This window comes from Alkalibacterium putridalgicola, assembly GCF_900109825.1.
Classification (GTDB): Bacteria; Bacillota; Bacilli; order Lactobacillales; family Carnobacteriaceae_A; genus Alkalibacterium; species Alkalibacterium putridalgicola.
Map to the genome: position 1 here is coordinate 1 of NZ_FOBL01000050.1, position 14212 is coordinate 14212.

The 14212-nt window shown below is 45.0% G+C and carries 7 protein-coding genes; all 7 read right to left on the reverse strand.

What is annotated here, in order from left to right:
- Window positions 1-217: 217 nt before the first annotated feature.
- The 7 genes from BMX84_RS11705 to rpoB all read right to left on the reverse strand — a co-directional run bounded on the left by BMX84_RS11705 (window position 218) and on the right by rpoB (window position 13705).
- Window positions 218-1093, reverse strand: coding sequence for a DMT family transporter (locus tag BMX84_RS11705; RefSeq protein ID WP_091490045.1), 876 nt, complete (start codon window positions 1091-1093; stop codon window positions 218-220).
- Window positions 1094-1287: 194 nt separating this feature from the next.
- A complete protein-coding gene (gene tuf, locus BMX84_RS11710; RefSeq protein WP_091490048.1) occupies window positions 1288-2472 on the reverse strand; it encodes an elongation factor Tu in 1185 nt (394 codons plus the stop codon).
- A 189-nt stretch (window positions 2473-2661) separates the two neighbouring features.
- Window positions 2662-4749, reverse strand: coding sequence for an elongation factor G (gene fusA / locus BMX84_RS11715; RefSeq protein WP_091490051.1), 2088 nt, complete (start codon window positions 4747-4749; stop codon window positions 2662-2664).
- A gap of 117 nt (window positions 4750-4866) precedes the next feature.
- A complete protein-coding gene (gene rpsG, locus BMX84_RS11720) occupies window positions 4867-5337 on the reverse strand; it encodes a 30S ribosomal protein S7 (protein WP_091490055.1) in 471 nt (156 codons plus the stop codon).
- A 227-nt stretch (window positions 5338-5564) separates the two neighbouring features.
- Complete coding sequence (gene rpsL, locus BMX84_RS11725) at window positions 5565-5975, reverse strand: 30S ribosomal protein S12 (protein WP_091490058.1); 411 nt, start codon at window positions 5973-5975, stop codon at window positions 5565-5567.
- 348 nt (window positions 5976-6323) lie between these two features.
- A complete protein-coding gene (rpoC, locus tag BMX84_RS11730; protein WP_091490063.1) occupies window positions 6324-9959 on the reverse strand; it encodes a DNA-directed RNA polymerase subunit beta' in 3636 nt (1211 codons plus the stop codon).
- 122 nt (window positions 9960-10081) lie between these two features.
- Window positions 10082-13705 (reverse strand): DNA-directed RNA polymerase subunit beta, encoded by a 3624-nt coding sequence (gene rpoB, locus BMX84_RS11735; protein WP_091490066.1) that lies wholly within the window; start codon window positions 13703-13705, stop codon window positions 10082-10084.
- Between the last annotated feature and the right edge of the window lie 507 nt (window positions 13706-14212).

Here is a 14212-nt window from a genome sequence, read left to right on the forward strand (position 1 = left end):
TGGTCGCAATATCGGTTTAGAGACCAGTTCCTCCAGCTTTTCTTCAGGAAGTGGTCGCAATATCGGTTTAGAGACCAGTTCATACAGTTTTTCTCAAGGAAGTGGTCGCAATACGACGATCCTATCAAACTTCAGTATGTTTTTCCTGTATATGATTACTAAAGGACACTGACTTCAACTGGAATGCAGCCTCTCTCCGAGGCTGCTTTCACTAAAATCACTGACTGGATTTCTTTGCGCTCAGCCATGTGACGGTGATCAGGATAAGTGCCATACCAGTCAGTTGAATCATAGTAAGCCCATCCCCTAGAAACAGGACACCGAATAACGACGCGGTCACGGGCTCGACCATGGCAACCATCGAGGCTGTCGTCGGTTCTGTCTTTTGAAGGCCGATCACATACACAGTAAACGAAAGACCAGTACCGATAATACCGAGCAGGAGAAACCAGCCTAAGTCACTGGATGACAAGACGCTGAATGCTTCCTCTCTGTCCATAAACAGATACAAAACAAGAGAGAAAGCAAGAAAGGCAGTTGTCAGCACCGCCGGCTGTTTCCCGATTGATGATGCTTTTTTAAACCCGAAAATAAACAGGGCATAAGACAGGCCAGCACCGAGACCGGCTGCTGACCCGATCAGACTCATAGAAACCGACTCCAGATCATAGGCCCCAGTGAGTAATACGATGCCTAAAAGAACCACCGCAATGCCTGCCCACTTATACCAGCGCGACCGTTCGATCCTGAATATGATCGATGTTACCAGCACGAATACAGGCGCCGTATACATCAGGGTCGCAGCAACCGGCACACTTGCCTGCCGGATACTGACAAAATACAAGGTGAAGTTACCGGCTACACCAAGCCCCGCTAGAAGAGACCATAAGTAAAAAGATAAAGAGGTCGTGATATTCTGTTTGAACCTTGATAAAAACCAGATAACAAAACAACACCAACCGACAGCGCCTCTGTAGAATGACACAGTGACCGGACTCCAGCCTTTGTTCATTAAAATATCAGCGAGTCCGCCGCTGACCCCCCATAATATGGCAGCCATAATCACTAAACTGATGCCCGTATACTTTCTCATAATGACCCTCCAGTTACATTCAGATAAATCAAAGTGCTTTTTTCAGATGATACTCTATTACTATTATGCCTGTGATAATGGAAAACACAAAATGACAGGTCTCTCGAGAAATAAATCGCCTTTTTATGTAAAAAAAGAGCCTGGAAGTATACTTCCAGGCTCTTTCAGCTTAATTTATTTAAACAGGATCGAAATTATTCGATGATGTTTGTTACAACGCCAGCACCAACAGTACGTCCGCCTTCACGAATAGTGAACTTAGTACCGTCTTCAACAGCGATAGGAGCAATCAAAGTAACTTCCATCTCTGTGTTGTCGCCAGGCATAACCATTTCAGTACCTTCTGGCAACTCGATAACACCAGTTACGTCAGTTGTACGGAAAAAGAATTGTGGACGATAGTTTGAGAAGAATGGAGTGTGACGTCCACCCTCTTCTTTAGAAAGAACGTATACTTCAGCGTTGAATTTAGTATGCGGTGTGATTGAACCTGGTTTAGCTAAAACTTGACCACGTTCAACATCATCACGAGACATACCACGTAGCAATGCACCGATGTTGTCGCCAGCTTCAGCGTAGTCCAACAGTTTACGGAACATTTCTACACCAGTAACAGTTGTTTTAGCAGTATCTTTGATACCGATAACTTCAACTTCGTCACCAACAGAAACTTGTCCTGATTCAACACGACCTGTAGCAACCGTACCACGACCAGTGATTGAGAATACGTCTTCAACTGGCATCATGAATGGTCTGTCAGCGTCACGTTCTGGAGCTGGGATATAAGTGTCAACAGCTTCCATTAATTCAAGGATTTTCTCTTCGTATTCAGCGTCGCCTTCTAGGGCTTTAAGAGCTGAACCAGCAACTACAGGAATGTCGTCGCCTGGGAAGTCGTATTCTGACAATAAGTCACGAACTTCCATTTCAACTAATTCTAGTAATTCTTCATCGTCGACCATATCAACTTTGTTTAAGAAAACAACGATGTAAGGTACGCCAACTTGACGAGATAATAGGATGTGCTCACGTGTTTGTGGCATTGGGCCGTCAGCAGCAGAAACTACCAAGATAGCTCCGTCCATTTGAGCAGCACCAGTGATCATGTTTTTAACGTAGTCCGCGTGTCCTGGGCAGTCAACGTGTGCGTAGTGACGTGTATCTGTTTCGTACTCTACGTGAGAAGTTGAAATCGTGATTCCACGTTCTTTTTCTTCTGCAGCTCCGTCGATGCTGTCGTATGCTTGTGCTTGAGCATAACCTTTCTTAGAAAGTACAGTAGTGATCGCAGCTGTTAAAGTTGTTTTACCGTGGTCAACGTGTCCGATAGTACCAATGTTCATATGTTGTTTCGAACGGTCGAATTTTTCTTTAGCCATTTTAAACATTTCCTCCTTAGGGTTTTGTTCTAATTTTTTAAAATAGAAAGAGATTTTTCTATTCCTATTTTTACTCATTCATTATACCGATAGAACGGTATAAAATCAATATATAGCAGAGACACACTCATACAAAATAGTCCTAATCAGATATTCTGGATGAGTGCGGCTTTCAGGGTCGACCCTGAATTAAGCTTCTCCACCATTTTTCTTGATGATTTCTTCAGCAATGCTCTTAGGCACTTGCTCATAGTGGTCGAACTGCATTGTAAATGTTCCGCGACCTTGTGTAGCAGAACGTAATGCTGTTGCGTAACCGAACATTTCTGATAAAGGAATGAATCCTTTAACGATCGTTGTGTTTCCACGCTGAGTAGAACCTTCGATGTTACCGCGACGAGCTGAGATATGACCCATGATATCACCCATGTAGTCTTCTGGAACTGTGATTTCAACAGCCATTAGAGGTTCAAGGATAACAGCACCGGCTTTTTTAGCAGCATTTTTAAGTGCCAGTGACGCAGCTACTTTAAACGCCGTCTCGTTTGAGTCGACATCGTGGTAAGATCCGTCATAAAGTTTAGCTTTAACGTCAACTAATGGATAGCCCGCTAGGACACCATTTTCAAGTGACGCTTCCAAACCAGCTTTAACTGCCGGGATGTATTCACGAGGAACGACACCACCAACGATTGCATCTTCGAACTCAAAGCCTGCGCCTTCTTCGTTCGGTGTGAATTCGATCCATACGTGACCGTATTGACCTTTACCACCGGACTGACGAACGAACTTACCTTCAGACTCGACTTGTTTCGTGAATGTTTCACGGTAAGAAACTTGTGGAGCCCCCACGTTAGCTTCAACCTTGAATTCACGCTTCAAGCGGTCAACGATAATGTCCAAGTGCAGCTCACCCATACCTGCGATGATGACTTCTCCTGTTTCGTGGTCTGTTTCAGCACGGAACGTTGGATCTTCTTCAGCAAGTTTTTGGAGAGCCAGACCCATTTTATCCTGGTCAGCTTTAGATTTTGGTTCGATAGCAACTTGAATAACAGGCTCTGGGAATTCCATTGATTCCAAGATGACCGGGAAGTCCAAGTCACATAATGTGTCCCCTGTTGATGTATCTTTCAAACCAACAGCAGCCGCGATATCTCCTGAGAATACTTCTGGGATCTCTTGACGCGAGTTGGCGTGCATCTGCAAAATACGTCCAACACGTTCACGAGAGTCTTTTGTTGCATTCAGGATATACGAACCGGATTCCAATGTACCTGAGTACACACGGAAGAATGTCAGACGTCCAACATAAGGGTCTGTCATAACTTTAAAAGCTAAAGCAGCAAAGTGCTGGTCGTCGCCAGCTTCTACTTTAACTTCTGCATCCGGATCTCTTTGCTCGTGTCCAACGATCGCACGAACATCAAGCGGTGAAGGCAAGTAGTCAACAACAGCATCAAGAAGTAGTTGAACACCTTTGTTTTTGAAAGCTGATCCAACAAGCACTGGGTAGAATTCTACGCTCAATGTTGCTTTACGGATACCGTCTTTCAACTGTTCTACAGAAATTTCTTCGCCCTCAAGATATTGCATCATGAGTTCTTCGTCCATTTCAGCTACAGCTTCAACAAGTTTTGTGTGCCATTCGTCAGCTAATTCTTTGTATTCTTCTGGAATCTCAGTTATTTCGATTTCAGTTCCCAAGTCATTGCCGTAGATGACAGCTTTCATTTCTACCAAGTCGATGATACCTTTGAAGTTATCTTCGGCACCGATCGGCAGTTGAATCGGATGTGCATTGGCTTGCAGACGGTCTTTCAATGTTTCATTTGAATGCAGGAAGTCTGCACCGATCTTGTCCATTTTGTTTACGAAAACAATACGGGGTACGCCATAAGTTGTTGCCTGACGCCATACTGTTTCAGTTTGCGGTTCTACACCAGACTGTGCGTCCAGTACAGCAACTGCACCATCTAATACACGGAGTGAACGTTCAACTTCAACTGTGAAGTCTACGTGTCCAGGTGTATCGATGATGTTTACGCGGTGGTCATTCCACTGAGCTGTTGTAGCAGCTGACGTGATCGTGATTCCACGTTCCTGTTCTTGCTCCATCCAGTCCATTTGTGACGCACCTTCGTGAGTTTCACCAATTTTATGGATTCGGCCAGTGTAATAAAGGATACGCTCGGTCGTTGTTGTTTTACCAGCATCGATGTGCGCCATGATTCCGATATTACGTGTCTGTTTTAGAGGAAATTTTCTCTTGGCCACTAATCATTACACCTCTCTTAAATAAATTCACTTCATCCTTGTGATGAAGACGGATAGTACATCTAAATGACGACCATTGCCTGACTCTCTATAAATAGAAAGTCAGAAGCGATCATCTTACCAGCGATAGTGAGCAAACGCTTTGTTTGCTTCAGCCATACGGTGGATTTCTTCACGTTTACGAACAGCAGCACCAGTGTTGTTGGCTGCGTCCATGATTTCTTTAGCTAAGCGGTCGACCATGGTGTTTTCACCACGAAGACGTGCGTAGTTGACTAACCAGCGCAATGCTAGCGTCGTACGACGGTCAGGACGTACTTCTACAGGGACTTGGTAGTTAGAACCTCCGACACGACGAGCTTTAACTTCTAATACAGGCATGATGTTCTTAAGTGCTTGTTCAAACACTTCGATTGGATCATTGCCAGTCTGTTCTTTAATTTGATCAAATGCTTCATACAAAATTGATGATGCTTTCCCACGTTTACCGTCAACCATCAAGCGGTTGATCAAACGAGAAACCAATTTACTATTGTACATTGGATCTGGCAAGACATCACGTTTTGCAACAGGACCTTTACGAGGCATTCAAATTCCTCCTTCCGAGAGATAATAGTTTCAAAAATTATTTTAGTTTTAGTTCAGTTTCGTCAGACGACTGACCGCCTCACTACACTTTTTTAATCCAGTTTCGTTCGGCAATCCACCGCTCCATTAACTTTTAAAGCCATTGCGCAGCTTATAGCTTGCTCACTAGGCTTTAAAGCGATAATGTCGGGTTGAATTAAACGCCTCACTACACTTTTTAAATAAAATTATTTAGGACGCTTCGTTCCGTATTTAGAACGGCTTTGCTTACGGTCAGATACTCCAGCAGTATCAAGAGCACCACGAACGATATGGTAACGTACACCCGGTAAGTCTTTAACTCGACCGCCACGGATAAGTACCACGCTGTGTTCTTGCAAGTTGTGTCCTTCACCTGGGATGTATGCAGTTACTTCGATCATGTTTGATAAACGAACACGTGCATATTTACGTAACGCTGAGTTAGGTTTTTTAGGAGTCATTGTACCAACACGCGTACATACACCACGTTTTTGTGGAGAGTATACCGTTGTCTGTTTACGTTTCTGAGTGTTGTAACCTTTGTTCAAAGCTGGTGATTCAGATTTGCTTGCTTTTGATTTACGAGGTTTACGGATCAATTGATTCATTGTAGGCATTTCATGTTTCCTCCTTTCATTTAAACTAAAATTACGAGTGCGTTTCTAGACCCACACATCCAGGTGGTTCATTGAAAAGCAAAAAAAGAATAATCGCATGAATGATGCGAAGTCTCAAGCTTTAATAAAACCCGAATATATGGCTAATTTTGGCTATTGTGCGCCAGTCAGAACGACTGTTAAATCTTACGAGCTAGATGAATCTAGAACAGGAATCTGTACACAAAAGCACCTATAGCATAGTACCACGTGTAAGGATTAGAGTCAATAGATTATCTGATAATTTTTTAAAAATAAACGGAAGTTTAGAGCAGCCTCAGCTGCTCTGTTTTCCATTCCTATCATTTATTACTGTTCAGTATTTTCTGTCTGCTTTTTTTCGTCATTGATACTATACACATTTTCGCTGACGACGCCTACTTTTTTGGGTTCCATGTCGTTATACACTTTCATACCTGTTCCGGCTGGAATAGATTTACCGATAATGACATTTTCTTTCAATCCGATCAGCGGATCGTTTTTCCCTCTGATAGCGGCATCTGTCAGGACACGTGTTGTTTCCTGGAACGATGCGGCAGATAAGAAACTGTTTGTTTCCAGTGATGCTTTTGTGATACCCAATAACACCGGACGTGCTGTTGCAGGAAGTCCACCTGTTACGAGCGTTTCTTTGTTTGCTTGTTTAAAGTCATCGACATCGATCAGGCTACCCGGCAGGATGCTGGTGTCACCTGGATCGAGAACACGTACTTTCTGAAGCATTTGACGAACCATAACTTCGATATGCTTATCGCCGATTTCTACCCCTTGAGAGCGGTAAGCGTATTGTACTTCTTTAAGCAGATAGTTCTGCAGTTTGATGACATCACTGACTGCAAGCAGCTGTTTCGGATCGATAGACCCTTCATTAAAGGCATCCCCACGTTCGATGAAGCTTCCTTCTTTGACACGCATACGTGCATTGATAGGAAGAGTATAGGTACGTGTATCTGTTGCACCTTTAACAGTAATTTCTTTGGTTCTTTCACCTGGTTTTTCATCGATGGCGATGATTTCCCCGGTTACTTCAGTAATGACAGCTTGTCCTTTCGGATGTCTGGCTTCGAATATTTCCTGTACACGTGGAAGACCCTGAGTGATATCGTCTCCGGCAACTCCCCCTGTATGGAAGGTACGCATGGTCAACTGAGTACCCGGTTCACCGATGGATTGAGCAGCGATCGTTCCAACTGCTTCCCCAACTTCGACTTCTCGTCCGGTAGCCAGGTTGCGGCCATAACATTTCTTACATACGCCGTGTTTGGCATTACATGTAAAGGCTGAACGGATCGTGACTTGTTCAATACCTGAATCCACGATTTCTTTAGCCAAGTCTTCAGTGATCAGTTCGTTCTCAGAAACCATGACTTTTCCAGTTTCCGGATGCTTCACTGTCTTACGTGCATATCTTCCGATAATACGTTCGTCTAAAGGTTCGATGATTTCGTTTCCGTCTTTAATGGATTGGACGAGCAAACCACGTTTCGTGCCACAATCCTCGTTACGGATGATGACATCTTGTGCCACATCGACCAGACGACGAGTAAGGTACCCTGAGTCAGCTGTTTTAAGCGCCGTATCGGTCATTCCTTTACGGGCTCCGTGAGTGGAGATGAACATTTCCAGAACGGACAGACCTTCACGGAAGTTCGATGTGATCGGCAGTTCCATGATTCGTCCACTCGGTGCAGCCATCAAACCACGCATACCAGCTAGCTGGGTAAAGTTGGAGATGTTACCACGCGCTCCGGAATCACTCATCATGAAGATGTTGTTGTGATTATCCAGTGAGTTCATCAGGTGGTCCTGGATCGTGTCTTTCGTTTTCGTCCAGACTTCGATGACAGCAGTATAGCGCTCTTCTTCTGTAATCAGGCCACGACGGTGTGATGCATTGATGCGGTCCACTTGTTTGTGTGCCTGTTCCAGGATCTCTTCTTTTTCTTTCAGATCGGAAATATCGGCAATACCAACAGTGATCCCGGATTTTGTCGAATACTTGTACCCGAGGTTTTTCATCTTATCCAGCATTTTAGATGTTTCTGTCACCTGGAATCGTTTGAAGACTTCAGCAATGATATTACTCAAGTTTTTCTTCTTGAACGGTTCAACAAGCGGCATTTCACTGATATGTTTTCTGATATCTGTACCGTAAGGAACAAAATATTTGTCCGGAGTCTGTTTTTCAAGATTTTCCTGAGTCGGTTCATTCAAGTAAGGGAACTCTTCAGGCATGATCTCATTGAAAATCAGTTTACCGACAGTCGTAATCAGGAAGTGCTGTTTCTGTTCATCTGTAAACGGCTTATTCGGTAAGGATGATACATGGACAGCTATACGTGAATGCAGGTGGACATATCCTGTCTGATAGGCCTGTACCGCTTCTGCGTTGCTTGAAAAGACCATACCTTCACCGATCTTGTCTTCCACTTCCATTGTCAGGTAGTAGTTACCTAAAACCATATCCTGAGAAGGAGTTACAACAGGTTTACCGTCTTTAGGATTCAGGATGTTCTGAGCACCAAGCATCAATATACGTGCTTCGGCCTGCGCTTCGTCACTTAACGGAACGTGAACAGCCATCTGGTCCCCATCAAAGTCGGCATTGTACGCTTCACAAACTAATGGGTGAAGACGGATCGCTTTACCTTCGACCAGGATCGGTTCAAAGGCCTGAATACCCAGTCTGTGCAATGTAGGGGCACGGTTTAGAAGGACCGGGTGCTCGCGGATGACATCCTGCAGGACAGCCCAGACTTCTTCGTCCATACGTTCTACTTTACGTTTGGCGTTTTTGATATTGTTGGCAATTTCTCTTGCGACCAGTTCGCGCATGACGAACGGTTTGAACAGTTCGATCGCCATTTCTTTCGGCAGACCACACTGATACATCTTCAAAGTCGGTCCAACGACGATAACGGAACGTCCGGAATAGTCGACACGTTTACCCAGTAAGTTCTGACGGAAACGTCCCTGTTTCCCTTTAAGCATGTGTGACAGTGATTTCAATGGACGGTTACCCGGTCCGGTCACTGCACGTCCGCGACGGCCGTTGTCGACTAAAGCATCGACAGCTTCCTGCAGCATACGTTTTTCGTTCTGAACGATGATATGCGGTGCATTCAAGTCCAGCAGACGTTTCAGACGGTTGTTACGATTGATCACGCGGCGGTACAAGTCATTCAAGTCACTTGTCGCGAAACGGCCACCTTCAAGCTGAACCATTGGTCGCAGTTCCGGCGGGATGATCGGCACAACGTCCATGACCATCCAAGACGGATCGTTGCCTGAGTTTCTGAATGCTTCCAGAATATCCAGACGGCGGATCGCACGTGTACGTTTCTGACCTGTTGCAGACTGAAGCAGTTCTTTCAGTTCTTTGACTTCTTCATCAAGGTCGACATTGTTCAACAGAGATTTGATGGCTTCTGCACCGATGTCGGCCTGGAATTTGTTTCCATACTGCAGGCGACGTTCACGGTACTCTCTTTCAGTCATCAGCTGTTTTTTCTCTAATGGTGTGTCACCCGGATCAATGACCACGTAGGAAGCAAAATAGATGATTTCTTCCAGCGCACGCGGTGACATGTCCAGGATAAGACCCATTCGACTCGGGATTCCTTTGAAATACCAAATGTGTGTGACAGGCGCTGCCAGTTCCAAGTGTCCCATACGTTCACGACGTACTTTAGACTTGGTCACTTCAACGCCACAACGGTCACAGACGATGCCTTTATAATGGACACGTTTGTACTTGCCGCACGCACATTCATAGTCTTTAGATGGCCCGAATATTCTTTCACAGAATAAGCCGTCTTTTTCTGGTTTCAGTGTTCGATAATTGATTGTTTCCGGTTTTTTAACTTCTCCGTAAGACCAACTGCGGATCTTATCAGGTGAAGCCAATCCGATCTGAATACTTTCAAATTTATTTACATCGATCAAAGGGGCTACCTCCCTTTTGTAGATTATGAAGCTGCCCTATTGCTTCACGTTTCTATTACTCTTTTTTACGTAGTTGACTGAGAGGCGGTTTAGTCACCGCGCTCTCGCCGATCTACTTTGTTTTATTCTTGTTCCTGCTCTTGTTCATCTTTTTCTGCCTGTTCTTCACGTGCTTCTTCTTCTTCAGCTTTCTTGCGCGCTTCTTCTGCACGTTTTTCATCCTGCTCTTTTTTCATTTTCTCTAAAGAGTCGATGTTTCCAAAGTCATCATCTTCATCTGAATCCTGAAGATCGATGGCTTCTTTATTGATATCCAGGACTTTCAGATCCAATCCTAATGACTGCAGCTCTTTAACAAGAACTCGGAAGGATTCCGGTACACCCGGTTTAGGAATGGTTTCCCCTTTGACGATGGCTTCGTATGTTTTCACACGACCCACGACGTCATCTGATTTATAGGTCAGGATTTCCTGCAGGGTATATGCAGCACCGTAAGCTTCAAGTGCCCAAACTTCCATCTCACCGAAACGCTGTCCACCAAATTGTGCTTTACCACCAAGCGGCTGCTGCGTAACAAGTGAGTAAGGTCCAGTTGAACGTGCATGCAGTTTATCATCAACCATGTGGGCTAATTTAATATAGTACATGACACCAACGGATACTTTGTTGTCGAATTCTTCACCGGTACGGCCGTCAAAGAGAACAGTCTTGGCATCGTCGTCCATACCCGCTTCTTTGATCGTTTCCCAGACATCTTCATCTGAGGCCCCGTCAAATACCGGTGTGGCGATGTGGATGCCCAGCTGACGTGCAGCCATTCCCATGTGGAGTTCGATGACCTGACCGATATTCATACGTGACGGTACCCCTAGAGGGTTCAGCATGATATCGACCGGCGTGCCATCCGGCATGAACGGCATATCTTCTTCCGGAAGGATCAGTGAGACAACACCTTTGTTTCCGTGACGTCCGGCAAGCTTGTCACCAACGTTGATTTTACGTTTCTGAACGATAAAGACGCGGACAAGGTAGTTGACGCCTGGAGACAGCTCGTCTCCAGATTCACGGGTAAAGATCTTCACGTCGTGAACGATCCCGCCGCCGCCGTGCGGTACACGGAGTGACGTGTCTCTGACTTCACGTGCTTTTTCACCAAAGATGGCGTGCAGCAGTTTTTCTTCTGCAGAAAGTTCGGATACTCCTTTTGGCGTGACTTTACCGACGAGGATGTCACCATCATGAACTTCAGCACCGATACGGATAATTCCGCGGTCGTCTAAGTTCTTAAGTGCATCGTCACCGACGTTCGGAAGTTCACGGGTGATTTCTTCAGGTCCCAGTTTTGTATCTCTGGCTTCTGATTCGTATTCTTCGATATGAATAGATGTGTAAACGTCATCTTTAACTAAACGCTCACTCATGATGATCGCATCTTCAAAGTTATAGCCGTCAAATGTCGTAAAGGCGATCAGCGGATTTTTACCGATGGCCATTTCTCCATTTTCCATAGATGGGCCATCTGCCAGGATATCTCCTTTTTCAACCACTTCTCCATGACGAACGAGTGAACGCTGATTGTAAGAAGTTCCCGCATTTGAACGTTTGAATTTAGCAACAAGGTATTTATCCAGTGCCCCGTCTTCACGTCTGACGCGAATCTCTTTCGCATCCACGTATTCAACAGTACCTGGGTGTTTAGCAATGACTGCAGCTCCGGAGTCGCGGGCAGCTGTGTGCTCGATACCCGTTCCGACAAGCGGTGCTTCCGGCTGGATCAATGGAACCGCCTGACGCTGCATGTTCGCACCCATCAAGGCACGGTTGGAGTCATCGTTTTCTAAGAAGGGAATACTTGCCGTTGCCACAGAAACAACCTGTTTCGGTGAAACATCCATGTAATCCACTTTTGACACTTCAAGCTCTTCGTTGTTATTTTTTGTTCGTGCCAATACCAGATCGTTCACGAAGGTACCATCTTCATTCAATGGCGCATTCGCCTGAGCAACAACATACAGATCCTCTTCATCAGCAGTCAGGTATGCGATCTTATCGGTCACACGCCCTGTTTTCTTGTCTACTTTACGGTAAGGTGTTTCGATAAAGCCGAATTCGTTGATCTTCGCATAAGTGGACAAGCTGTTGATCAGCCCGATGTTGGGTCCCTCAGGCGTTTCGATCGGACACATACGGCCATAGTGGGAGTAGTGAACGTCTCGTACTTCATAACCGGCACGGTCACGGGTCAATCCGCCAGGTCCCAAAGCAGACAGACGACGTTTATGCGTCAGCTCGCCAAGCGGGTTGGTCTGATCCATGAACTGTGACAATTGGGATGAACCGAAGAATTCTTTGATCGACGCAACGACTGGACGGATATTGACCAGCTGCTGCGGTGTCGTGGTTGAAGTGTCCTGAATGGACATACGCTCACGTACAACACGTTCCATACGGGACAAACCGATACGGAACTGATTCTGAAGAAGTTCTCCGACAGAACGGATACGACGGTTACCTAAGTGGTCGATATCGTCTGTTTCGCCGATACCTTCCTGCAGGTTGAAGAAGTAACTCATCGATGCGATCATGTCTGCAGGGATGATGTACTTGACTTCTTTGTCAGGGTGTCCGTTACCGATCACGTGTACGATGCGGTCATTGTCCGCAGGAGAGTAAACTTTAACGATCTGCAGATCGATCGGTTCAGGTACGACACCGTCATCTGATGGCTGAAGCGTGATGCCGTTCAGTCCGTTATCAAGATGTGGACCTAATTCATCCATCACTTCACGCGTGACCAATGTACCTTCTTTAGCTAACAGTTCGCCTGTTTCACCATCAACGAGGGATTCAGCCAATGTAAGTCCCAACAGACGGTTTTTCAAGTCGAGTTTTTTATTCATTTTATAACGACCGACGCGAGCGAGGTCGTAACGTTTAGGATCAAAGAAGCGTGTTGTCAGTAAGCTTCGGGAAGAATCAGCCGTTTTGGGCTCTCCCGGACGCAGACGTTCGTAGACATCTTTCAGCGCTTCTTCTACACGAGAATCAGAAATGTTTTTGTGCACGTCTTTCTCAAGCGTTGCAGCTAAACTTTCGTTAGATCCGAAGATATCTAAAATCTCATCGTCAGAACCGAAACCTAAGGCACGAACCAGAACACTTAAAGGAATCTTACGTGTACGGTCGATACGTACATTAGATAAGCCTTTAGAATCTGTTTCATATTCCAGCCATGCGCCACGGTTAGGAATGACGGTTGCTCCGAATCCTTCCATGCCGTTCTTTTCAACTTTCGGGCTGAAGTACACACCCGGTGAACGAACGAGCTGAGAAACGATGACACGTTCAGAACCGTTAATGATAAAGGTACCTTGTTCAGTCATTAATGGGAAGTCACCAAAGAACACTTCCTGTTCTTTCACTTCACCTGTATCTTTAACGATCAAACGCAGTTTTACATATAAAGGTGCTGAATAGTTTGCGTCGTGCTGTCTTGCTTCATCTACAGTGTATTTTGGTTCCTGGAACTGATAGTCGGTAAACTCCAGTGCCAGATTTCCAGAAAAGTCCTCAACAGGAGAGATATCTTTAAACATGTCCTTGAGTCCTTCTTCTAGGAACCAGTCATATGAATTCGTCTGAATTTCAATTAAGTTTGGAAGTTCTAATACTTCACTGATTCGTGAATAACTTCTACGTGTACGGTGCTTGCCGTATTTCACATTTTGGCCTGCCAACCTCTTCACCCCTCATTATTAATCACTAGTCGTCATACTCAAAAGCTCTTGGTCCAGTCGGATAGTCGCCAACGTCGCTTTGTTACAATCGTGTAACAAATGTTAACATCCGATTAAGAAGTAGGGTTTTACCCTGTTTTAGACCAAAAAAAATACAAAAGATTAGTGAAAGATACAATCGTATTCATCACACATTCTTTTGTTTAGCTTCAGAAATCGCGTACGGACAATATTTCGCACGAATTTCATTTTCATACTTTGTTTAGCGTCTACTAAGTTTACAGTAAAGAGCTGACAAAGTCAAGGCTCTTTCCGGTGTTTTTTGTTATCTAAGAAGGATAGCAATCGGCAGCCGATTGCTTACATTATGTAGGACTCTCTTTATTCTGATCGGCCGTTGATTTTACGCTCCTTTCCGCAGGTTTTATCGTCTGCGAATGACCCTCCATCGGTTTTTGTGCCCTTCAGCTATTTATCGTTAGTGCGAAGGGCACATATCTGCCTCTTTTGTGACCT

Coding starts and splice junctions, on each gene's coding strand:
- BMX84_RS11705 (WP_091490045.1), bottom strand. CDS start 1,093: ATGAGAAAGTATACGGGCATCAGTTTAGTGATTATGGCTGCCATATTA.
- tuf (WP_091490048.1), bottom strand. CDS start 2,472: ATGGCTAAAGAAAAATTCGACCGTTCGAAACAACATATGAACATTGGT.
- rpsG (WP_091490055.1), bottom strand. CDS start 5,337: ATGCCTCGTAAAGGTCCTGTTGCAAAACGTGATGTCTTGCCAGATCCA.
- rpsL (WP_091490058.1), bottom strand. CDS start 5,975: ATGCCTACAATGAATCAATTGATCCGTAAACCTCGTAAATCAAAAGCA.